At 62.9% G+C, this 23,134-nt stretch carries 17 protein-coding genes and 2 tRNA genes; 8 read left to right on the plus strand and 11 right to left on the minus strand.

Going from position 1 to position 23,134, the window contains the following annotated elements; translation table 11 throughout:
- Nucleotides 1-72: 72 nt before the first annotated feature.
- A complete protein-coding gene (gene rmf / locus CGS25_RS15690; protein ID WP_089032315.1) occupies nt 73-279 on the plus strand; it encodes a ribosome modulation factor in 207 nt (68 codons plus the stop codon).
- A gap of 352 nt (nt 280-631) precedes the next feature.
- Here the strand turns inward: rmf and CGS25_RS15695 are convergent, their stop codons facing one another.
- The 11 genes from CGS25_RS15695 to CGS25_RS15745 all read right to left on the minus strand — a co-directional run bounded on the left by CGS25_RS15695 (nt 632) and on the right by CGS25_RS15745 (nt 12,300).
- Nucleotides 632-1,390, minus strand: coding sequence for a hypothetical protein (locus tag CGS25_RS15695; protein WP_157933849.1), 759 nt, complete (start codon nt 1,388-1,390; stop codon nt 632-634).
- Nucleotides 1,391-2,346: 956 nt separating this feature from the next.
- Nucleotides 2,347-3,345, minus strand: coding sequence for a quinone-dependent dihydroorotate dehydrogenase (locus tag CGS25_RS15700; protein ID WP_089032314.1), 999 nt, complete (start codon nt 3,343-3,345; stop codon nt 2,347-2,349).
- Nucleotides 3,346-3,608: 263 nt separating this feature from the next.
- Nucleotides 3,609-6,245, minus strand: coding sequence for an aminopeptidase N (pepN, locus tag CGS25_RS15705; RefSeq protein WP_101676038.1), 2,637 nt, complete (start codon nt 6,243-6,245; stop codon nt 3,609-3,611).
- The gene (locus tag CGS25_RS15710) at nt 6,245-6,592 is read right to left on the minus strand and encodes a DUF1315 family protein (RefSeq protein WP_101676039.1); all 348 of its coding nucleotides are present in this window, start codon (nt 6,590-6,592) and stop codon (nt 6,245-6,247) included. The genes pepN and CGS25_RS15710 overlap by 1 nt, the downstream gene beginning before the upstream one ends.
- A gap of 233 nt (nt 6,593-6,825) precedes the next feature.
- Entirely contained in the window at nt 6,826-7,716 is an 891-nt protein-coding gene (locus tag CGS25_RS15715) for an NAD(+) kinase (RefSeq protein ID WP_089032311.1), read from the minus strand.
- 82 nt (nt 7,717-7,798) lie between these two features.
- Nucleotides 7,799-8,881, minus strand: coding sequence for a cyclic nucleotide-binding domain-containing protein (locus CGS25_RS15720; protein ID WP_089032310.1), 1,083 nt, complete (start codon nt 8,879-8,881; stop codon nt 7,799-7,801).
- 205 nt (nt 8,882-9,086) lie between these two features.
- A complete protein-coding gene (locus tag CGS25_RS15725; protein ID WP_232802445.1) occupies nt 9,087-10,547 on the minus strand; it encodes a hypothetical protein in 1,461 nt (486 codons plus the stop codon).
- Nucleotides 10,548-11,204: 657 nt separating this feature from the next.
- Nucleotides 11,205-11,281 (minus strand) — tRNA-Asp (locus tag CGS25_RS15730).
- A 21-nt stretch (nt 11,282-11,302) separates the two neighbouring features.
- Nucleotides 11,303-11,378: transfer RNA gene (locus CGS25_RS15735), tRNA-Val, on the minus strand.
- Between the two features lie 125 nt (nt 11,379-11,503).
- Nucleotides 11,504-11,701, minus strand: coding sequence for a hypothetical protein (locus tag CGS25_RS15740; protein ID WP_101676040.1), 198 nt, complete (start codon nt 11,699-11,701; stop codon nt 11,504-11,506).
- A complete protein-coding gene (locus CGS25_RS15745) occupies nt 11,698-12,300 on the minus strand; it encodes a TetR/AcrR family transcriptional regulator (RefSeq protein ID WP_101676041.1) in 603 nt (200 codons plus the stop codon). The genes CGS25_RS15740 and CGS25_RS15745 overlap by 4 nt, the downstream gene beginning before the upstream one ends.
- A gap of 347 nt (nt 12,301-12,647) precedes the next feature.
- On the opposite strand from CGS25_RS15745, the gene CGS25_RS15750 reads away from it, so the two are divergent.
- The 7 genes from CGS25_RS15750 to CGS25_RS15780 form a co-directional block, all read left to right on the plus strand.
- Nucleotides 12,648-14,429, plus strand: a complete 1,782-nt coding sequence (locus CGS25_RS15750; RefSeq protein ID WP_101676042.1) for an acyclic terpene utilization AtuA family protein — start codon at nt 12,648-12,650, stop codon at nt 14,427-14,429.
- A gap of 177 nt (nt 14,430-14,606) precedes the next feature.
- Nucleotides 14,607-15,479 carry an SDR family oxidoreductase gene (locus CGS25_RS15755; RefSeq protein ID WP_101676043.1) on the plus strand — a complete coding sequence of 291 codons (873 nt, stop codon included), beginning with the start codon at nt 14,607-14,609 and terminating at the stop codon, nt 15,477-15,479.
- Nucleotides 15,479-17,095, plus strand: a complete 1,617-nt coding sequence (locus CGS25_RS15760) for an acyl-CoA carboxylase subunit beta (RefSeq protein WP_101676044.1) — start codon at nt 15,479-15,481, stop codon at nt 17,093-17,095. Before CGS25_RS15755 ends, CGS25_RS15760 begins: the two co-directional genes overlap by 1 nt.
- 155 nt (nt 17,096-17,250) lie before the next feature.
- Nucleotides 17,251-18,408 (plus strand): acyl-CoA dehydrogenase family protein, encoded by a 1,158-nt coding sequence (locus CGS25_RS15765; protein ID WP_101676045.1) that lies wholly within the window; start codon nt 17,251-17,253, stop codon nt 18,406-18,408.
- A gap of 126 nt (nt 18,409-18,534) precedes the next feature.
- Nucleotides 18,535-19,341, plus strand: coding sequence for an enoyl-CoA hydratase/isomerase family protein (locus tag CGS25_RS15770; RefSeq protein WP_101676046.1), 807 nt, complete (start codon nt 18,535-18,537; stop codon nt 19,339-19,341).
- Nucleotides 19,342-19,537: 196 nt separating this feature from the next.
- Nucleotides 19,538-21,454, plus strand: coding sequence for an acetyl/propionyl/methylcrotonyl-CoA carboxylase subunit alpha (locus CGS25_RS15775; RefSeq protein WP_101676047.1), 1,917 nt, complete (start codon nt 19,538-19,540; stop codon nt 21,452-21,454).
- Nucleotides 21,455-21,827: 373 nt separating this feature from the next.
- Nucleotides 21,828-23,134: AMP-binding protein (locus tag CGS25_RS15780; protein ID WP_101676048.1), on the plus strand; the 1,307-nt coding region annotated here is incomplete at its 3' end.

A 23,134-nucleotide genomic window follows, 5' to 3' on the forward strand; every position in this document is an offset into this window, starting at 1 on the left:
GAGGCGTCGACAGAGGTTCCTGAAGCCGCAAGCTAACCCGACATTGCGTCAGCAAAAAAGAGGAAAGCGTCTATGAAGAGACAGAAACGGAATCGTGAAGAACGCGCTTACAGCCGGGGGTACCTGGCCGGTTTTCAAGGCAGGCCCAGGGACTTTTGCCCTTTCGGCACGTTGCAAGCTCGCGGCCACTGGATGAGTGGCTGGCGTGAGGGCCGCACGAATCAAGTACAAGGAATGACCGGCGTCGCTGGCATTCATACTCTCAGAGACATCGGATAAATCAGGAATCTCAGTGGTCCGCCCGGCCACCTCCCGCCGGGCGCGGCACGGAACAAACGAAACATTGAACATAGAAAGAAAAACGATCAGCGCCGGCGCTTCGCGCGTCGACCCAACAGGGCCCCTCCCGGGCCCTTTTCTTTTCTATAAAATCAGTCAGTTAGTGACACATGGCGTAAACTTGGCGCAGCAATGCCGCACCTGTGCAAAACTCCCCCTAAACTTTCCGACCAACCAGATTATTTTATTCTTCATCATCAACCCAAAATCCGAACGTTCATTTTTATCATTAAAATCTTATTTTTTAAGAAACTCTTTCATTTTATATATATAATATATTTTCTAAGTCAATCTAAAGTTTATAAATTTTTGGCTGATAGAATGGAATCTCAGATTCAGATTCTCTCTCCTCTAGTGATAATCGTACAAATTCTTCAATCTTGCAAAATGTAGTAACATCTAACAAGCATAGCCCCTTCATTCGTAAAGACGCGTCCAAAAAAATGTTTAAGGCCTCCCTCGACTCTAATGATGTATCTGAGCACCCTATGACTTCTACACAGGAATTGGCAAGCTCCACAAAGTGCTTTCGTACAACTTTTGCTGCCGTTCGGTTTTTTGGATCATCCCAAAGATCAAGCAAACTCTCATCAGGGTAATCAAGATTGATTCCCTGGCTATTCTTTCGGTCCATATAAGCTGCCCAGAGCATCATCAAAGGCAATTTCCCAGAGCGCTCTTCCGTAGCTGTAGCGCGCAGCATATCCTCACTGAACTCAAAGCTCACTGTCATCCAAAATTTGTCGAAAATAGCATTTCTCTCTTTGAATCTCTCCCACAAGCGTGGCCAGATCAGCTCCCTGTGTTTCATCACCAAATTTTGCTTATGGATTTTATTCGACTCATTGATTTCCTTGTTAGCTATAGCCAGCTCTCTTTTTTGAATTCGTAATGAAATCAATAATAAAAAAACAGTGAAAAATCCAAGCACAGGATTAATAACACCCCCAACAAAATCTCCAAAAAGCGCGAACGACTCCGGCCCTCCCAAACCCAGCCCCCTAAACCTATAAAAATAAAAAAAAATCGTGCAAGCGAGCACCAAAATCATGAGACACGCCAACCCGAAAACCCAGCCGAAAGCACCCCTCATATTTTCACCCTTACCAAATCTAAACAATGAGCTCCGATACTAACCGGAAGAAATTAATCTGAAAAGGTTTAGGTTTATAGATCAAAGATTATATATCTCAGTTACCACCTCCTAAACACAGACTGTCCAGAACTTTTCCGCGATCAAAGATGGCTCCCATAGCAGCTTTGTAGCGGGGCAGGAACAGGGAAGAGGTTGTAGGGAGCAACAAGCCGGGTCCGGGATTGGATTCTGTTGTGAGAGGCTCTATAACGTCGCGCAAGAGCAATTGAAGCTTTGGCAAGATTTTGTAAAAGGGGATGACAGGTTCTATCTGTGAGGAAATCTGGCTGCAAACGAGCATCTTTTATCGGCGTTGACGCCCTGCTGGGCGTCCTACTTTCTTGCTTGTCCAAGAAAGTAGGCAAGGAAGGACACCCCGATGTGTCGCCCTTCTGGTTCCCGAGCCGCGGGAACTTGATGGCCGGGTCGGCGGCGAGACGACATCCTGTCGTCCGCCACCTCAGTTGGCCGTCCCTGGCCAACTGACCCTATCAATTTCCCGCGACTCGGCGACACAACAAGGGGGAAGACCCTCCAGATCAGCACCCGGCGAACCGTAACGCTGACCGCCTTTCTACAGCGCCGAGTAGGAGCAGGCCCAGCCAGCGACGGGTTTGATGCTGGTTTTCGCGTCGGACGTCTGACGCAAAACCCGTCAGGTTCGGGGCAAAGACACCGTGCCATTCGGCCAAAAACCGTCGCTGGCTGGGCCTGCTCCTACTCGGCGTTGTAGATATTCTCTGGCGCGCTAATCGTGGATAAGAAGTGTTCAGTGTCTGGTTTCCAGTGTTCAGAAAGGGCGCGGGCACGGGCTCTGCCCCACCCCGGCCTCGCTCGTGTTGCAGCTTGAAGCTTGAAGCTTGCAGCCCGCCTTACCAACCTCTGACCAGTTCTCCGATCAGCCCGGGCCCCTGGTAGATCAACCCGGAGTAGACCTGCACCAGGTCGGCGCCGAGGCGTTGTTTGCGGCGGGCGTCGTCGGCGTTGAGGATGCCGCCGACGCCGATGATCGGGATGCGCCGCTCAAGAGCCATGGCCATGGTTTCCAGGGCGTGGTCGGCGATCGGTGCGAGGGGCGCGCCGCTCAGGCCGCCCTGCTCGCCGCCGTGTTGGAGCCGTTCCACGCCAGGGCGTTGCAGGGTGGTGTTGCCGACACAGACACCGTCGATGCCGTGCTCGACGAACGCCTGGGCCATGGCCCACAGTTCGTCGTCGCTGTTGTCCGGGGCGATTTTGATCACCAGCGGCACGCGCTTGCCGTGGCGCTGGTCGAGGCGGGTTTGCGCTTCGCGCAGGGTGCCGAGCAAGCGGTCGAGGGCGTCGCCGTGTTGCAGGGTGCGCAGGCCGGGGGTGTTGGGCGAGGACACATTGACCACCAGGTAGCCGGCCAGGGCGTGCACTTTTTCCTGGCAGAGCAGGTAATCGTCCACCGCCTGCTCCACCGGGGTGTCCTTGTTCTTGCCAATGTTGATGCCGAGCACGCCCCGGTAGCGGCTGGCGCGGACGTTCTCCACCAGAGCGTCGACTCCGTGGTTGTTGAAGCCCATGCGGTTGATCAGCGCCTGCCGTGGCGGCAACCGGAACAGGCGCGGTGTGGGGTTGCCGGGCTGGGGACGCGGCGTCACCGTGCCCACCTCCAGAAAGCCGAAGCCCAGCTCCGCCAGACCATCAATGCAGTCGCCGTTCTTATCCAGCCCCGCCGCCAGGCCGACCGGGTTGGCGAACGTCAGCCCCATGACCTCCACCGGCCGCGCCGGCACCCGCCCTGGATACAGTTTACCCGCGCCCCGGCGCAGCATTTCCAGAGTCAGATCGTGGGAGCGCTCCGCGGACAGCGAGAACAGCAACGGGCGGGCCAGGGAATACAGCATCGGGGTTCCTCAACGGTGAGCGGCGGCGGGCATTATAGGGACAGCATCACGGCTGGGACAGGGTGAAGTCAGCGGGTGATGCGTGGAAACAGGCTGGCGGGAATCGGTCGGAGGCCGTGCCGGACCAGTTGCCCCAGCCCTGTAGATAGGGGCCACAAGCTTCAAGCTGAAAGGGCCGTTGCAACCTGAAGCTTCGAGCTTGGAGCTTGTGGCCGCTCTCCACGGAGCACGGCCTAGACTGTTCCCTTCACCCTGCTCCCCCTTTATAAAATCCGATCAAGCACCTCCGCCAGGTTGGCGGAGGTGCCGTCGCGGACGGTTTGCAGGGCGTCGCGCAGTGGCTGTTGCAGCGGCGGCGCCAGGCGCTCCAGGCGGGCGGCGCCATTGGCGAGCCGGGCGGCGATCTGCGGGTTGATGCCGTCGAGCTTTTTCAGTGCCGTGGCGAACAGGCGGTAGCCGCTGCCGTCGGCGGCGTGGAACGCCGAGGGGTTGCCGTTCACCAGGGTGCCGATCAGCGCCCGCACCCGGTTCGGCAGGGTCCATTCGAATGCCGGGTGATCCAGCAACGCTCGCGCCCGGGCCACGGTGTCCGCGCCGGGCACGGTGGCTTGCACGGCGAACCATTGGTCGATGACCAGGGCTTCGTCGTGCCAGCGGGCCTCGAAGGCACGCAGCGCCTGATTGGCGCCGTCCAGATCGTTGTGCACCAGGGCGCGCAGGGCGCCCAGTTCCTCGGTCATGCAGGTGGGGTGATCCAGGCTGCGCTGCAGGTGCGCGGTGATTTGATCGGCTTCGATCAGGCCGGCGCCGGCGGCGCTGGCCAGGTAGCCCAGCGCCAGTTGCCGCAGACGGCGCTTGCCCATGGCGTCGCCGTCGGCGCGGTAGCGCGGCTCATAAAGCGTTTCCGCGAGCCGCCACCAATGTTCGGCGAGCGCCTCGCCGAGCGCCGCGCGCAGGCCGCTGACGGCGGCATGCACCGGTTGCGGGTCCAGGGGCGAATGGCGATCGCCAACCGCTGTCTCGGTGGGCAGGGTGAGCAGCAGGGCGGCCTCCGCCGGGTCTTCGCCGGCGCGCTCAATCACCTGTTCCAGCACCGGCCGCAGCCGTGCCACCTGCGCCGCTGACGACCCGGGGTGGTCGATCATTTCCGCCAGCGCCATGAAATAGAGCCGTTGGGCGGCGTCCCAGCGGCAGAAACCGTCGGTGTCGAACGCCAGCAGAACATGCAATTGCGCTTCCTGGAACGGATAACGCAGCTCCACCGGCGCCGAGAAGCCGCGCAGCAGCGAGGGCACCGGGCGGGCCCGGGCCGGGAAGTTAAACGTCTGCTCCGCCTCGCCCAGAGTCACCACGGTTTCCACATCACCGGCATCGTTGAGCGGCAAGGCCTGGCCCTGATCGTCGAGCAGCGCCAGCCGGACCGGGATCATTAGCGGTTGTTTGTCGGGCTGCCCGGGCGTGGCAGGGGTGTGCTGGCGCAGCGTGAGCCGGTACTCGCCTTGGCCCTGGGCCGGCTCGAAGGCGTCCTCGACGGTCACCACCGGGGTGCCCGCCTGGCTGTACCAGCGCTTGAACTGGCTCAGATCCTGGCCGGAAATCTCCTCCATGCAGGCAACGAAGTCGTCGCAGGTCACCGCCTGGCCGTCGAAGCGCTGGAAATACAGATCGGTGGCGCGGCGGAAATCGTCGGCGCCCAGCAGCTGGCGCTGCATGCGCACGATCTCCGAGCCTTTTTCATAGATCGTCAGGGTGTAGAAATTATCGATCTTCTGGTATTCCGCCGGGCGCACCGGGTGGGCCATGGGCCCCTGATCCTCGGGGAACTGATGGTTGATCAGGAAATCCACGTTCTCCACCCGCACCACCGTGCGGGAGTTCATGTCGGAGGAAAATTCCTGATCCCGGAAGACCGTGAAGCCTTCTTTGAGACTCAGTTGAAACCAGTCCCGGCAGGTGACCCGGTTGCCGCTCCAGTTGTGGAAATATTCGTGGGCGACCACCGATTCGACCCGCTCAAAGGCGGCGTCGGTGGTGGTGGCCGGGTGCGCCAGCACGCAGGAGGTGTTGAAGATATTGAGGCCCTTGTTCTCCATGGCCCCCATATTGAAGTGGCTCACGGCGACAATCTGGAACAGGTCGAGATCGTATTCACGGCCATACACCTGCTCGTCCCAGGCCATCGCCCGCTTGAGCGAATCCATGGCGTGGTCGAGCTTGTCCAGATCACGGTGCTCGGCGTACAGGCGCAACGCGATCTCACGGCCGGTCTCGGTGGTAAAGGTGTCTTCCAGGCAGGCCAGATCACCGGCTACCAGGGCGAACAGATAGCAGGGTTTGGGAAACGGGTCTTCCCAGGTGACAAAATGCCGGCCGCCCGGTTCGTCACCACGGGCCACCGGATTGCCATTGGAGAGCAGCAGCGGGTAGCGCTGCTTGTCCGCGTGCAAGGTGGTGGTGAAGCGGCTGAGCACGTCGGGACGGTCCGGAAAGAAGGTGATGCGGCGGAACCCTTCGGCTTCGCATTGGGTGCAGTACATGCCGTTGGAACGGTACAGGCCTTCCAGCGCGGTGTTGTTCTCCGGCTCGATGCGCACCCGGGTGCTCAGCAGGCAGCGCTCGGGCAGCCCGGCAATCGTCAGGCGGCCGCCTTGCAGCTGGTACTCGCTCTGTTTGAGTGCCCGGCCATCCACACTGAGTGCTTCCAGGCGCAGATGATCGCCGTTGAGCACCAGTTCATCGGGGCGGTCCTGGCGCGCCGGGTTGCGCACCAGTTGCAGCTCGGTGCTGACCACGGTGTGGCCGTCGTGAAGGTCCACGTCCAGGCGGGTGTGCTCAACCAGATAGGCCGGCGGCTGGTAATCCGCCAGTCGCGTCACCGCGGTCGGGTTGCCGTCTCTCATCAGTGCTCTCCCTGTTTGCCGGCGCTCTCTTTGGCGGCGGTGCGCGGGTCAGCGACCCCCGCCGCCCCGGGGGTGGCGCCGCGCGCCGGCTGCAAACTGACCGGCTGCTCGGCGGCGTCTTGATCGGCTTCGCTCTTGCAATGCTGAGGCAGATAACCGGTGCGCTCTTCCTCGGGCAGGTTGCGCACCTCCCAGGCGATCACCGCCTGAAGACACAGCTCGCGCTGCTCGCCACTGACCGTACGGCCATCCGGCCAACGCCCGGTTTCCACCGCCCGGCGCATGTTGTGCCAGACTTCCAAGGTCATGGAATCAATCAGTTGTTCGAAAGAAGGAGCGGAAGACATTCGGTACCTACCAACAGCTGTGCGTCTTTGATGGGGTCAAGGATACAGGATGCAAGCGCTGCAAGCTGCACGCCAGGGCAGCGTGGCTGAAAGGCCGTGCCGGTCGAGAGCCCGTTGAAAGTTAAAGGTTAAAAGTTGAAACGCGGGCGGGGCCGCACAATACGGCAAGGCCGTGCCCGCGCTTGAAGCGGTCCAGAACCACTTCAACTTTTAACCTTTAACTTTCAACTTGTTCAATTCCCATCCCCGGGGCGGGTGCTCCAGCCGAGTTTGGAGCGGCATGACTGGTAAAAGTCGTGGCCGGGGGGGTGGATGAGTTGCAGCCGGTGGGGCTTTTTGCGGATCGCGATCACGTCGTCCACTTGCAGGCGGGTGCCGGCGGTGCCGTCGCAACTGACCAGGGGTTTCACCTTCTCGGTGGTGATCTGGATCTTGATCTCGCTGTTGCCGTCCACCACCAGCGGGCGGCTGGTCAGGGTGTGGGGGTTGAGCGGCACCAGCACCATGGCGTCCAGGCGCGGATGCATGATCGGGCCGCCACCGGACAGCGCGTAGGCGGTGGAGCCGGTGGGCGTGGAGATGATCAAGCCATCGGAGCGCTGGCCATACACGAAATGACCGTCGATCAGCAGTTCGAAATCGATCATGTGAACGCTGTCACCGGAGAGCAACACCACGTCGTTGAGGGCGCTGCCCTCGCCGATCACCGCCTTGCCCCGGCGCACTTCCATGTCGAGCAGAAAGCGCCGCTCAATGCTGTATTCGCCGTCCAGCACCTGGCCCACCCGAGCTTCGATCTCGGAGGGCAGAATGTCGGTGAGAAACCCCAGATGACCCCGGTTGATGCCCAGCACCGGCACGTCAAAGCGCGCCAGGGTGCGCGCGGCGCCCAGCAGGCTGCCATCGCCACCGATCACGATCACCAGGTCGCAGGCTTCGCCCATCTGCGCCGGGCCGGCGGCTTGCAGGCCCATTTCCGGCAGGCTGTCGGCAATCGCTTTGTCGAGGATCACGGTGCAATCGCGACCGTGCAGAAAGTGAATCAGCTGGCGCATGGAATACAGCGCCTGTTCACTCTCGGAGCGGGCGATCAATCCGATATTGCGAAATTTTTCCTGGGGCACGGCGCGGGCCTGTCAATTGAGGGGCCGGCAACGCTGTCGCGCAACGGCCCCGGGAGGCCCCCGTTGCTACCGTGGGCCCGCCCTATTCAAGATACTCATGCAGGTTATCAGCATTGGCGTTAAGACCGCCATCCAGCACGAACACGTCCAAACCGGCGTTTTTTAACAAAAAAGCGGCCGTGGCGCTACGTCGGCCGGTGTCGCAGTAGGCCACATAGGCCCGTGCCGGGTCCAGCAGGCGGGATTTCAACCGCAACCCGGCCAACGGCATGTTCAGGGCGTCGCGCAGGGGCTGCTGGTCAAATTCATCGGCGGTGCGCACGTCCAGCCAGCGCGCGCCGGCACTGAGCCGGACGCGGGCGCCGGCGACGTCCAGGGTGCGAATGGCGGGCTCGCCCAGCAACGCCTCGAAGTCCTGCCGATCCAGACGCATCAGGATGCCGTCGGTGGCCATGGTCACGGTGGCGTTGCGTGGCGTGCCCGAGAGCAGCGCTTCCTCGCCGAACCACTGGCCCGGCTCCAGCAAGGCCAGCGGCGTTTCGGCGCGGCTGCCGGGGGCCGGCCCGCCCAGGTGGATCGCCACCTCGCACACTCCTTCCTTGATGATGTAGCAGCAATCGGCCTGCTCGCCCTGGCGAATGATGGTCTCGCCCTGCTGGCAGCGGCGGGCGCGCAGACGGCGGAAAATTTCCAGGATGTTGGACGGCGGCACCCGGTGAAACAGGTTGGACTTGAGCAGCCGGATCATCCATTCCCGGTCGTGCTGGTAGGCGGCATTGGCGTTGATGTCGAGGATCACGTAACCGGCGGACTGATCCCAGGAAAGAATGGTGTCCAGGCGGAAGCTGTCAAAGCGCACCACGCTCACCTCGGTGAGCGCGCGGCAATCGTCGCGGCGCGGCTGCACGTGCCCGAGCGGATGCCAGGAGGCGCCGTCGCCGGCGCGCACTTCGCTGCGCTCGCCACGCTCGCTGAACAATTCCACGGTGCCGCTGAGCAGATAGAGCGTGGCGTTGTCGCGATCGTTCTGCCGAAACAACACATCGCCGGCTTCGTAGCGGCATACTTCCTGTTGATCAAGCAGCCAGTCGAGCTGATCCCCGGACAGGGCATTGACCGGCACAAAGGTTTGCAAAAGGCGTTTGTCGATGGATTCCCGGGTCATTGCACTGCGTCCCCCATGGTCATGATCGCGGCCACCACGCGGCTGCCCGCACCGCCGCCTGGGCCCCTCCGGCGCTGCTTTCAAGGCAGCGGGCCGGGCGGCTTTTTCGGCTTATTGGGACCTTGACCTGCAAAAACCTTACCAATGCCAGACAGTGACCCAGGACGCCGGGAATATCCGCGCAGTCTCAGGCCGCCCGGGGCCTTCAACGAAACCGCAAAACCGCGTCGATGGAGGAGTCCGAGCGGCAGTGGGTGCAGCGGTTGGAGTTGCAGTCGGACACCCCCGGCTTGAACTGGCTGGGCACGTCCACGCGAATCACGCGTTTGCCACAAGCACCGGCGTCGCCGCCCAGCGCCATCTGGCAAACCGGATTTTCGTAGTGCCGCAACCAGGCCCGATAATGCTCTTCGGTCACCAGGCATTTGCGCGCCGCGAACGCGAGCGGGTCGTCCATGTAGTCGGCGATCTGCTCGGCGGGCACCGAGATATGCCCCGCGCCCGGGTGGAAGGCGATAAAACTCAGGCCCAGATCCTCCAGCTTCTCGAGCATTTTCTGGGCGCCGGAATTGGCCTGTTTGAGCTGGTCGCGGCGCAACGCGGCCAGTTCCTCGCGCAGTTGATGTATCAGGTCATCGCGATTGAGGATTTCCATTTCGCGGCTGTGAATGTCATCGGACAGGCTGGCGCGCTCTTCCTCCAGGCGCTGCTCCAGAGTGATTTTGTACTGCTCGGCGAGCCGATCCATTTCGCTGCCGTGCTGCTGGTCGCGGCCAGCGTGATCGTTCAGGCTGCCGGTGAGCGATTCCACCTGAGCCTTGAGGGAGTGGTTCTGCTCGCGCAGCGCCAGGTTCTGTGATTTCAGTGTTTTGAACTGCACCAGCACTTTTTCCAGCTGGGCGTTAAGAATTTCCTCTTTCTGCTGCTGGGCATAACGCAGCTTTGCCAGCTCTTCTTTCTGGCCGCTCTCCAGGGTGTGAATGCGCAGGCGCAATTCCTTGAGGGTGCGCGCCAGACGAACACGCTCTTCGTCGTCACGCCGCGGCGCGCCGCCATCACTGGCGGTCAGGGTGGGCACGGCGCCGTCGCGGAGCATGGGCGGGCTCGGCGGCGGCCTCTCCTCGTCCACTTCCAGGCCCATTTTGGGCCCCCGGCTGCGCAATAAATCGCGCACCGTCACGAAATCGTTGGCGCCGGGTTTCATGCCCGGGTCCCAAAGCTGATCCTGATGCCAGGCCACCGGACACTGGCTGCGGCAGGCCAGCCGGATCGGGCCGGCGCCCATGTCCGGCCCCGGCCCGCCGTGTTCGGCCAGATGCCGCAGAGGGATATTCCAGGTGCGGTCAGCCATGCCGTCTTCATCGAAATCGATCAAGAACAGCACCATTGCCTTGGCCCGCATCTGCCCGTTGACCAGGCAATAAGCACCGCGCACCTCACGGCCAGCGAACTCCGGCACCCCCACCATGCCATCCAGAATCGCTTCAAAATCCGCGTACAGCATGCCCTTGGTGCCGCCGCTGTCGGCGCAAAACAGCACCGCTTCCGACGTCACGGAAGAAACCGCCATAACCCCTTCCCCCGCGGCCCGTGAGCGGGCCATGTTGTTGTCCAGGAAATCGCCACCGGTGACCAGGGGCGTCACTTTTCTGCCCTTTACGGTCATCCGGCTCAGAGCCTGTTCCTTGCATGAAGACCGCCAGGAAGCCACCAGGCTGGTCGAGAATATTCAGCACCACCACCATGGCACAAGGAAGCTGGTCACCAAAATTCCACCTTTCGTCATAAACAGTACCGTGGTGCCACCGCTCAGCGGCGGGAATCGGCACGACAAAAGGCGAGCCCGGGCGATGGCCAGGCGGATCAGGAATCAGGATTTAATGGAGGGAGGGAAAATCAAGCGGTGTGGCGGTCAGAGAGGGCAATGAGGTGATGGAGCGGGAAAACGGCAGGGGCTAAAGCTCCACGCCGTCGTCTTCCCACTCTTCTTCCAACGCTTCCAGTTCTTCCATATTTTGCAGCCAGAGCTTTTCCTCCAGCCTTTCTTCAACGTACTCATCCATGGTGATTCTCCTTCAGGTGTAATCACTATTATAGTTTGCGTTGCCAGGATAGCCCCCGGCCGGTGACGCTTTGATGAAATCCACCCCACCGCCGAACAGTGATGGCGATCAAGGCTTTGCCCGGTAGCGGACAATGATTTGAGCGGAGCGAGAGGGGAAAGTTTCGAAGGTGGGGAAATTTTCAGGCAAAACGCAAAACGCCCGTGGCATCCATGCCTACGGGCGTGCGGGTCTCAAAATCCGAACAAAGAAACCAAAATTGGCGGAGCGGACGGGACTCGAACCCGCGACCCCCGGCGTGACAGGCCGGTATTCTAACCAACTGAACTACCGCTCCGTTTTCCCTTTACGGGGAAACTGGTGGGTGGTGACGGGATCGAACCGCCGACCCTCTGCTTGTAAGGCAGATGCTCTCCCAGCTGAGCTAACCACCCAGGTTCGCGTTGCGAAGTGGGCGCCATTTTAGGGATTGCGCTCGGGGTGTCAACGGCTTTTTTGCCGGAAGGGCACCGTTCGGTCATAAATTGGGCGGCGGGCAGCGGCAACCGGCCTGTTCCCTTTATCCCGCCCCCTGCTCCCGGGTCTCAATGAACATCTTGGCCGCCTGTAACGTCGTGAACCGGCCCGGCAATGGCCGGCCATCCGGCGCGGCGACCAGATAATGGTCGACCCGCAACTGCAGGGTGGCGCGATCCAGTTCGCCCTCTTCAATAATGGTGTGGCCGCGCTCGCCCCAGGCGATGCCATTGCCGATCATCGGCTGTGCTCCTCTTCACCCACCACCCGCGCCAGCACGATGTCGGTCAGATCCTCCACCGAGAGGCTGCGGTTGCGGTCAAACCAGTTCGGCGCCCAGCCGATCATGCCGGTAAGCAGGCGCCGCATAATAAAGGGGTCGGCGCGAAACGCGCCCTGCTCGCGCAGGTCGCCGAGCACATCCAGCCACAGGCGCTCATAGATATCGCGCAACGCCAGCGCCCGGCGCTGCTTGTCCTCGCCTAGACAGCGCCACTCGGTGACCATCACCACCATCGCCTCACGGGTGTCGCCTACGGTCGCGGTCAACTCCGCGTGCACCAGATTACGCAACCGCTGCAACGGCGTGGCACCCGTCGCCACCGCCTGGCGCAAACGCTCGGTATTAAAGCGGATCACCTCTTCCATCACCGCGTAGAGGATGTCTTCCTTGGTTTTGAAATGGTGGAAAATCGAACCGCTCTGGATGCCCACCGCCGCGGCGATATCCCGCACCGTGGTGCGGTCAAACCCCTTGTCCCGGAACAGATGCGCCGCGGCACTCAGCAAGCGCCCACGGGGGGAATTGTCAATGCCATGGATGGCGGCGGTTTCGGGCATGGGGGTCTCCTTTGATCGGGCGCATTATGAAGGGAACAGGGAAGTCGCGGCTACAAGCTCTGGGCCGAGGCCGTCTGGCTGAGCCGCCGTGCCGGTCAAGAGCCCGTTGAAAGTTAAAGGTTAAAAGTTGAAGGGTGGTCGCCGAGGGGCTTTCCCGCGGCCTGCGGCCGTGGAAGGCCGCCGCGAGGGCTCCCTTGGCGCGGGCACGGCCTTACCGTCGTGTGGGCCCCGCCCGCGTTTTAACTTTTAACTTTTAACGTTCAACTGGCGAAGCCATCCCTTTACAAACCAAGCGCTTGCTTGGTAGCTTACTGAACACCTTTACTCATCGCAATCAGGACATCCGCATGACCGAACCCGTCCGCATCGGCTGCGCCGCCGGTTTCTGGGGTGACACCAACTCCGCTGCTTTTCAGTTGGTGCGTCAGGCCGACATTGATTATCTGGTGTTCGACTATCTGGCCGAGGTGACGTTGTCGATCATGGCCGGTGCGCGGATGAAGGACCCGGCGGCGGGGTACGCCCACGATTTCGTGACCCAGGTGATGGCGCCGCTGGCGAAAGAGATCAAAGAGAAGCGCATCAAGGTGATCAGCAACGCCGGGGGCGTCAATCCCCATGCCTGCCGGGAGGCCCTGCAAAAGGCCTTCGCGGAGGCTGGCGTGGAGATGAACATCGCCCTGGTGGAAGGCGACGATCTGAACCCGCGCCGGGGCGAGTTCGCCGAATGCCGGGAGCTGGACAGCGGCGAGCCGATGCCGCCGATGACCGTGACCATGAACGCCTACCTCGGCGCCCTGCCGATCAAGCAGGCGCTGGACGACGGCGCCGATCTGGTGCTCACCGGCCGCATCGCCGATTCGGTGCTGGCATTGGGCCCGCTGATGCACGAGTTCAACTGGTCGGTGGACGATTACGACAAGCTTGCCCAGGGCTCTCTGGCCGGCCATGTGATTGAATGCGGCGCCCAGTGCAACGGCGGCAATTTCACCGACTGGCGCCTGGTGCCGGATTTTCACAACATGGGTTTTCCCATCGCCGAGTGCCACGCCGACGGCAGCTTCGTGATCGCCAAGCCAGAGGGCACCGGCGGCCTGATCACCACCGCCACGGTGGGCGAGCAGATCGTCTATGAGATTGGTGATCCACGCGCCTACATTCTGCCCGACGTGGTGTGCGATTTTACCGGCGTGACCCTGGAGCAGGCCGGCGACAACCGGGTGCGGGTCAGCGGCGCTTGCGGGCGGCCGCCCACCGACACCTATAAAGTGTCCGCCACCTGGCCGGATGGCCAGCGCATCACCGCCTCGTTTCTGATGGCCGGCATCGACGCGCCGGATAAAGCCCGCGTGGTGGCTGACGCCATTGTCAAAAAAGTCGGCGGCCTGTTCCAACAAATGGGCCTGGCGCCGTTCCGCGAGGTGAACATCGAAATTCTCGGCACCGAAACCACCTACGGCGCCAACGGCCGGCGCGGCGACACCCGCGAGGTGGTGGTGAAAATCGCCGCCTTGCACGACGACCGCAAAGCGCTGGGGCTGTTTGCCCGGGAGATCGCCCAGGCCGCCACCGGCATGGCGCCGGGGCTCTCCGGCCTGGTCGGCGGGCGGCCCAAGCCGATGCCGCGTATTCGCCTGTTCTCGACCCTGGTGCCGAAAACCGCCGTCACCGCCAGCGTGGACCTCAATGGCGAGCGCCGCGAGGTGCCGATCCCCGCCGGCGAAGCGCTCGACCCGGCCACCCTGCCCGACACCAACGGCACGGAAACCGCCACCGGCGAGGTCGAGGTGCCGTTGGTGAAACTGGCCTGGGCGCGCTCCGGCGACAAGGGCGACCACGCCAATATCGGGGTCATCGCGCGCCACGCCCGCTACCTGCCCTACTTGCGCGCCGCGCTCACCGAGCAGGCCGTGGCTGACTACATGGAACATGTGCTCAACCACCCCGCCAGCGCCGTGCAACGCTGGGAAATGCCCGGCTTCAACGCCTTCAATTTCCTGCTCAAAAACGCCCTCGGCGGCGGCGGCATCGCCAGCCTGCGCATCGACCCGCAAGGCAAAGCCTTCGCCCAGCAGTTGTTGGATTTTCCGGTGCCGGTGAGCGCGGAGATCGCGGAGAGCGTGCGATGAGGGGCCGGACGCTGGACGCCGGACGCCGGACGCTTCAACCCGTGGCGGAAAGGCCCGGCGTGTTTTCTGCAGCGTGTTAGGAAACACGCCGATAATCTCAGCACCGGGTTAAGCGTCGAGCGTCCGGCGTCCGGCGTCCGGCCAACCATCCATAATCGTATAGAGGACCTTGCCCCCATGCCCTACCGCTCCGTCTTTCACCCCAATCTGTTCGCCGATAAAACCGTGATCGTCACCGGCGGCGGGTCCGGCATTGGCCGGTGCACCGCCCACGAACTGGCGGCACTGGGCGCCCGGCTGGTGCTGATCGGCCGCAAGGCGGAAAAACTGCAGACCGTGGCCGCTGAACTGCTTGAGGACACCGGGCGCGAAGCCCTGTGCTTCGCCTGCGACATCCGCGATGAGGAAGCCGTACGCGACACCGTGGCCGCCATCTATCAGCAAACCGGCCGCGTGCACGGGCTGGTCAACAACGCCGGCGGCCAATTCCCCGCGCCGCTGGCAGCGATCAATCAGAAGGGCTGGGAAACGGTGGTGCGCACCAACCTCACCGGCGGTTTTCTGATGGCCCGCGAAGTCTTTACCCAGGGCATGAACGAGCACGGCGGCGCCATCGTCAATATCGTCGCCGACATGTGGGGCGGCATGCCCGGCATGGGCCACTCCGGCGCCGCCCGCGCCGGCATGGTCAATTTTACCCAGACCGCCGCCTTCGAGTGGGCCCAGTGTGGCGTGCGCGTGAACGCGGTGGCGCCGGGCTGGATCGCCTCATCGGGCATGGACACCTACCCGGAGGGTTTCAAGCAAACCCTGAAAACCCTGAAAGCGGCGGTGCCGCTCAAGCGCATGGGCCTGGAATCGGAAGTGTCCTCGGCGATCTGCTTTCTGCTCAGCGAGGGCGCCGCTTTTATCAGTGGCGACACGCTGCGCATCGACGGCGCCGCCAGCCAGGGCAATATGTCGATCTTCCCGCTCGCCGAGCACACCAACAGCCAACCCTACGATGGCTTTCACCGCGCCATCGTTCCGGACATTTTCAAGGATCTGTAATGCCCGTGATCGAATCCAGCCTCGACACGCAAAGCGAGGCGTACGCTCAGAACCGCCAGGCCCTGCTGGAGGCGGTGGCGCAGTTCCGCGCCATCGAGCAGCAAGTGCTGGACACCGCCGAAAGCAAACGGGAAAAGTTTGAAAAACGCGGCCAGCTTCTGCCCCATGAGCGGGTCGCCCGGCTGCTGGACCCGGGGTCGCCGTTTCTGACCCTGATGAATCTGGGCGGCTATAAGATGCACGACGACCGCGACGGCACCGAAGCCGGCGGCGGCGTGATCGCCGGCATCGGCTATGTAAGTGGCGTGCGCTGTCTGGTGTCGGCGTCCAATTCCGCCATCAAGGGCGGCACGGTAACGCCCTCCGGGCTGAACAAAACCCTGCGCCTGCAACGCATCGCCCTGGAAAACAAACTGCCGGTGGTGAGCCTGGTGGAATCCGGCGGCGCCAACCTCAATTACGCGGCGGAGGTGTTCGTGGAAGGCGCGCGCACCTTCGCCAACCAGGCGCGGCTGTCCGCCGCCGGCATCCCGCAGATCACCGTGGTGCACGGCAACGCCACCGCCGGCGGCGCCTACCAGCCCGGCTTGTCCGACTACGTGGTAATGGTGCGCAACCGGGCGAAGATGTTTCTCGCCGGGCCGCCGCTGCTCAAGGCCGCCACCGGCGAAATCGCCAGCGACGAGGACCTGGGCGGCGCCGAGATGCACGCCGGCGTCGCCGGCACCGCCGAATACATCGCCGAGAACGACGCCGATGGCATTCGCCATGCCCGCGATATCGTCGCCAAACTGGGCTGGCAAGACAGCGCCCGCGACCGGCGGCGCGGTGACTGGCAGCCCCCCCGCCACGACGCGCAGGAACTGCTGGGCATCGTGCCCGCGGACACCAAGACACCCTACGATGTGCGCGAACTTCTGGCGCGCATCGCCGACGCTTCTGACTTTCTCGATTTCAAGAACGATTGGGACGCCGCCACCGTGTGCGGCTGGATCAGCATTGAAGGCCAGCCCGTGGGCGTGCTCGGCAACAACGGCCCGATTACCCCGCGCGGCGCCGCCAAGGCCGCCCAGTTTATTCAGCTTTGCGACCAGACCCGCCGGCCGCTGCTGTTTCTGCACAACACCACCGGCTTTCTGGTCGGCACCGATCCGGAACACAACGGCGTGATCAAACACGGCTCGAAAATGATTCAGGCGGTGGCCAACGCGCGCGTGCCGAAGATTTCGATTCTGGTGGGCGGTTCCTACGGCGCCGGCAACTACGCCATGTGTGGTCGCGGCCTGGACCCGCGCTTTATTTTCGCCTGGCCCAATTCCCGGGTGGCGGTGATGGGCGGCCAGCAGGCCGGCACGGTGCTGCGTATCGTCGCCGAAGCCAAACAGCGCGCCAACGGCCTGGAACCCGACGAAAAAGTGCTCGACATGCTGCAGCAAAGCACCGCCCAGAAACTGGACGCGCAATCCACCGCGCTCTACGGCACCGCCCGCCTCTGGGACGACGGCATCATCGACCCCCGCGACACCCGCAAAGTGCTGGCGTACGTGTTGGATATTTGCCGGCAGGCGGACGACAAACAGCTGCATCCGAATACGTTCGGGGTGGCGAGGTTTTAATGCGGTTGAAAGTTAAAAGTTAAAAGTTGAAAGGGCGGCTCCGCCGAAAATCTCTACCAATGCCGACCACGGAGCGCGCCTTTTAACTTTTAACTTTTAACCCGCCGGAAAACAATGAACCCGTTTTAACGAATACTAACACCCAGGAGCGCCCCATGCTGTTTACCCAGGAACACGAAGAGCTGCGCCGTACGGTGCGCAATTTTATCGACAAAGAAGTGAACCCTTATGTGCCGGAGTGGGAGGCGGCGGGCCGGTTTCCGATCCATGAGGTGTTCAAGAAGATGGGCGATCTGGGTTTGCTCGGGGTGACCAAACCCGAGGAGTACGGCGGCATGGGGCTGGATTATTCCTACGGCCTGATTGTCGCCGAGGAAATTGGCGCCGCCCATTGCGGTGGTGTGCCGCTGTCGATCGGCGTGCAAACCGACATGGCCACGCCGGCGCTGGCGCGTTTTGGCTCCGATGCCTTGAAACGCGACTATCTCGCGCCGGCCATTGCCGGCGACATGGTGGCGGCGATCGCGGTGTCCGAACCCCAGGCCGGCTCCGATGTGGCGCAAATCAAGACCAGCGCCCGCAAGGACGGCGATGACTACGTGATCAACGGCACCAAGATGTGGATCACCAATTCCCCCAGCGCCGATTTCTTTTGCCTTCTCGCCAACACCTCCGAAGACAAGCCGCACGTCAATAAGTCCTTGATCGTGGTGCCCGGCGATACCGCTGGCATCACCGTGGACAAGCCGCTCAATAAGCTGGGCATGCGCAGCTCGGAAACCGCCCAGGTGTTTTTCGACAACGTGCGGGTGCCGCGAAGCAACCTGATCGGCCAGGAAGGCATGGGCTTCATGATGCAGATGATGCAGTTCCAGGAAGAGCGCCTGTGGGGCGCCGCCAACTCCATCAAGGGCTGTGAAAAGGTGATCGCCGCGACCATTGAGTACGCCCGCGAGCGGCAGGTGTTTGGCATGCCGTTGCTCGATAATCAGGCGGTGCACTTCCGTCTCGCCGAACTGCAAACCGAAGTGGAACTGCTGCGCGCTCTGGTGTGGCAGGCCTGCGAAACCTACATCAACGGCGGCGACGTGCTGCGCCTAGCGTCGATGGCCAAGCTCAAAGCCGGGCGCCTGTCCCGCGAGGTCGCCGACGGCTGCATGCAGTATTGGGGCGGCAACGGTTTTATGTGGGACAACCCGGCCAGCCAGCTCTACCGCGACGGCCGCCTCGGCTCCATCGGCGGCGGCGCCGACGAAATCATGCTCGGCATTATTTGTAAGACCATGGATATGTTGCCGGGTAAGAAAAAATAAGAGTTGACAGTTTAAAGTTAAAAGTTAAAGGCGGCTCCGTAAACGAGCACGCCAGCTTTGCGACGAAGCCGCCCTTGCAACTTTTAACCTGTAACTTTCAACTCGCCATTCGAGTGAGTCAAAGCTATGACGCTTCCGCAAACCGAAACGATCACCCTGAACCGCGACAACGGCACCCTCCACGTCACCCTCAACCGGCCCGAGGCGCGCAATGCCATGAGCCTGACCATGGTGGAAGAGCTGATGGGCGTGTTTGCCGCCGTGGAGGGCGACGCCACCGTGCGGGCGTTGGTGCTGCGCGGCGCCGGCGGGCATTTCTGCGCCGGTGGCGACATCAAGGACATGGCCGGTGCGCGGCAGAAAGCCACCGAGGGCGAGAACGATGCCTTTTTCAGCCTGAATCGGCGCTTTGGCGAAATGATCAGCCGCGCCAATCGGTTACCGGCGGTGCTGATCTGCGTCTTGGAAGGGGCGGTGATGGGCGGCGGCTTCGGCCTGGCGTGCGTGTCCGACGTGGCGCTGGCCGCCGGTGACGCGCGCTTCGCGCTGCCCGAGACCGGGCTCGGCGTGATTCCCGCGCAGATCGCGCCGTTCGTGGTGCAACGGGTGGGCCTCACCCAGGCGCGCCGGCTGGCGCTCACCGGCGCCCGCTTCGATGGCCATCGGGCCCTGGCGTTGGGCGTGGTCCACGAAGTGGCCGACTCCGCCGAACAGCTGGACAACAAAATCCAGGAGCTGCTAGCACAGGTGCGGCGCTGCGCCCCCGGCGCCAACCGCGCCACCAAGGCACTGGTGCTGGATGTGGACCAGGTGCCGATGGAACAGCTTCTCGACCGCGCCGCCGCCGACTTCGCCACCGCGGTGAACGGCGAGGAAGGCCAGGAAGGCACCCTGGCGTTCGTGCAGAAACGGGCGCCGGGTTGGAGCGAGTAGCGCGCCCCCTCTCCCTGTCCCTCTCCCGCGGGGGGAGAGGGAACGCTCCAGGGAAGCATGGTGGAGTCGGCCACGCTTGATCACCAGCCAGACTCTCTACCGGGTCCCCTCCCCCCTCGAGGGGGAGGGACAGGGAGAGGGGGCCAGCGAAGCGCGAACAGAACCAACGGCAAACCGCGGACTACAAGGAACCCCAATGAGCTTCGAAAAAATCCTCATCGCCAACCGCGGTGAAATCGCCTGCCGGGTGATCGCCTCCGCCCGGGCTTTGGGCTACCGCACCGTGGCGGTCTATTCCCAGGCCGACGCCCTCGCCCGCCACGTGCAACTGGCCGACGAGGCGGTCTGCATCGGCGCGCCGCCGTCGGCGCGGTCGTACCTGAACATTGACGCGCTGCTGGACGCCTGCCGTCGCACCGGCGCCGACGCGGTGCATCCCGGCTATGGCTTTTTGTCGGAAAACGCGGACTTCGCCGAGGCCTGTGCCGGCGCCGGCGTGCTGTTCATCGGCCCGCCAGCGGCGGCGATTCGCCTGATGGGCTCCAAACGGCTGTCCAAGATCGCCATGCAGGACGCCGGCGTGCCGTGCGTGCCCGGCTATCAGGGCGAAGACCAGAGCGACGACACCCTGATCCGGGAAGCGCGGCGCATCGGTCTGCCACTGATGATCAAGGCCAGCGCCGGCGGCGGCGGCCGGGGTATGCGGGTGGTCGACGACGCCGACCAGATCGCCGCGCAACTGAAAAGCGCGCGCCAGGAAGCGAAAAGCAGCTTCGGCAACGATGAATTGATCCTGGAACGCGCGGTGACGCGACCCCGCCATGTGGAAATCCAGGTGTTCGGTGACACCCTGGGCAACGTGATTCACCTGGGCGAGCGCGATTGCTCGGTGCAGCGCCGCCACCAGAAGGTGGTCGAGGAGGCGCCCTCTCCCGCCGTGGATGAAGCCCTGCGCGCGCGCATGGGCGAAGCGGCGGTCAACGCCGCCCGCGCCTGCCATTACGTAGGCGCGGGCACGGTGGAATTCCTGCTCGGCGAAGACGGCGAATTCTTCTTCCTGGAAATGAACACCCGCCTGCAGGTGGAACATCCGGTCACCGAGTTGGTTACCGGCCAGGATCTGGTCGCCTGGCAACTTAAAGTGGCCGCCGGCGAGCCGCTGCCGCTGACCCAGGAGCAGGTCGCCCTGACCGGCCACGCCATCGAGGTGCGGCTGTACGCCGAAGACCCGGCCCGGGGTTATTTGCCGCAGACCGGCCCGGTGCTGGATTGGCGACCGGCCAGCGGCGCCGGCGTGCGCGTGGACCATGGCCTGGTGGCGGGCGCCGAAATCGGCAGCCATTACGACCCGATGCTGGCCAAGATCATCGCCTTCGGCGACAGCCGCGACGAAGCCCGGCGGCGGCTGATTCGCGCCGTGGAAGACACCGTGCTGCTGGGCCTGGACGACAACCGCCGTTTCCTGGCGGCGATTCTTCGCCACCCGGAATTCGCCGCCGGGCGCGCCACCACCGCCTTTATCGGCAGCGAATTCGCCGGCAGCCCGGCGCTCGCCGAGGCGCCGGTGGCGGACCACCTGTGGGCCCTGGCGGCGTTGCTGCAACGCCACGCCGGCGACGGCTGGCACAGCAGCGCGCTGGGCACGCAACCGGTGGTGCTGGCCAGCGGCGATCAGGAGCGCACCGTGCATCTGCAAGGCCAGCGCGTTGAAGATCTGGATGTGCGTCTGCTCGCCTGCGATCAGGACACCCTGGTCGCCGAGGTGAACGGCGTGCGCCGCCGTTACCCCTGGTGCCGTCGCGGCGACACCCTGTGGCTGCAGGACGGCGATCACCGGGCCGGCTTCCAGGCGCGCACCCATCGCGCCCCCAACGCGCTCAACGGCGCCGGCTCCGGCCTGCTGCGCGCGCCCATGGATGGCGCCGTCATCGAGGTGCTGGCGCGGGTCGGCCAAAGCGTGGTCCGCGGCGACACCCTGGCGGTGATCGAAGCGATGAAAATGGAGCATGCCCTGAAAGCGGATTGCGATGGCCAGGTGGACGCCGTGAACGCCGCCGCCGGTGATCAGGTCAAACGGCAACAGATTCTGGTCACCATTGCCGCGCGGGAGTAATTGTCTTCAAAAGACAATGACGGCGGCTTTTCAGCCCAAGCACAACCGTGCCAGATTGTGATTCAATAGCAGGTTGTGGTGGCTGAACCGCGACAGTGAATGGGCGCCCGGGCAGGCCGGCCAATGGCCACGGTTACGCGACCGGTCGGTCGCGCAACGGCGGGCGGTTTGCTTGCCGGCCCCGGGGGTGAACGGTAAGGTAAGCGCGCTTTCCCGAGCCTGGCGCGGCCCGCTGTTTGCTCTCGTTTCATGCTGTGCAAAGCGTGAATCCGGCGCGGCGGATCGGTGCAAGAATCAGCCCTTTTTTGATGTTTACACACTGATGCTCCCGGCCTCAACCGGGCATTCCAAGAACACAGACAACGGAGATCCCATGAGCAACGCAGACGTGATTACGTTGCCCAAGCTTTTGTCCAAGGTTCCCGAAGTGATTGGTAATCTGCCCGGCCTGATCAAAGGCTCGAAGATGAGCAAGATCACCGACACCTCGAAGCCACTGGGCCTGGGCGTGGAGTTCGAAAATGCCACCCGTGCCAACCCCAACGGGGTGGCGGTGCTCTACGAAAACACCGAACTGACCTACAAACAGTTCAACGCCTGGGCCAACCGCATCGCCGACTACCTGGCCTCGATCGGCTTGAAAAAAGGCGACACCGTGGCGCTGAACGTGGAAAACCGGCCCGAGTTGCTGGTCAGCGCCCTGGCCTGCGCCAAGCTGGGCGTGTGCGCCGCCATGCTCAATACCTCCCAGCGCGGCAAAGTCCTGACCCACAGCTTTAACCTGGTGGCGCCCAAGGCGGCGATCATCGGCGAAGAGTTGGTCGACGCCATCAAAGAAGTGCGCGACGACCTGGATCTCAAGGACAACTTCTTCTACGTCGCCGACCAGGACACCCTCACCGATCCGGGCAGCGCCCCCGAGGGTTACAAGAACCTGGCCACCGAGATCAAGGATTGCTCCAGCGAGAACCCGGCCAGCACCGCCCAAACGTTCCTGCGCGACCCGTTGTTCTACATTTATCCGTCCGGCACCACCGGCCTGCCCAAGGCGGTGGTGTTCAATCACGGCCGCTGGCAAAAGGCCTTCGGCGCCTTCGGCTACTCCGCCGTGCGTCTCAACAAAGACGACCGCCTCTACTGCACCCTGCCGTTCTACCACGCCACCGGCATGGTGATCTGCTGGGCCTCGGTGATCGCCGGCAACGGCGGCCTGGCCATCGCCCGCCGTTTTTCCGCCAGCCGGTTCTGGGACGACACCCGCCGCTACAACTGCACCGCCTTCGGCTATGTGGGCGAGCTGTGCCGCTATCTGCATGAGCAGCCGGGCAAAGCCGACGACGCCAACAACCCGGTGCACACCATCGTTGGCAACGGTCTGCGCCCGAGCATCTGGAAGCAGTTCAAGGAGCGCTTTGGCATTGAGCGCGTTGTCGAGCTGTACGCCTCGTCGGAAGGCAACGTAGCGTTCACCAATGTGTTCAACTTCGACAACACCGTGGGCTTCTCCCCGGTCAGCTACGCGATCGTCAAATACGACAAGGAAGCGGACCACCCGGTGCGCGACGACAAAGGGTTCATGATCAAAGTGGGCAAAGGCGAATCCGGCCTGATGCTCGGCGAGATCTCCGAGGAAACCCCGTTCGACGGCTACACCGACCCGGAGAAAACCGAAAAGGCGAT

Origin of the sequence: Alloalcanivorax mobilis (genome assembly GCF_002864685.1) — a bacterium.
Taxonomy (GTDB): Bacteria; Pseudomonadota; Gammaproteobacteria; order Pseudomonadales; family Alcanivoracaceae; genus Alloalcanivorax; species Alloalcanivorax mobilis.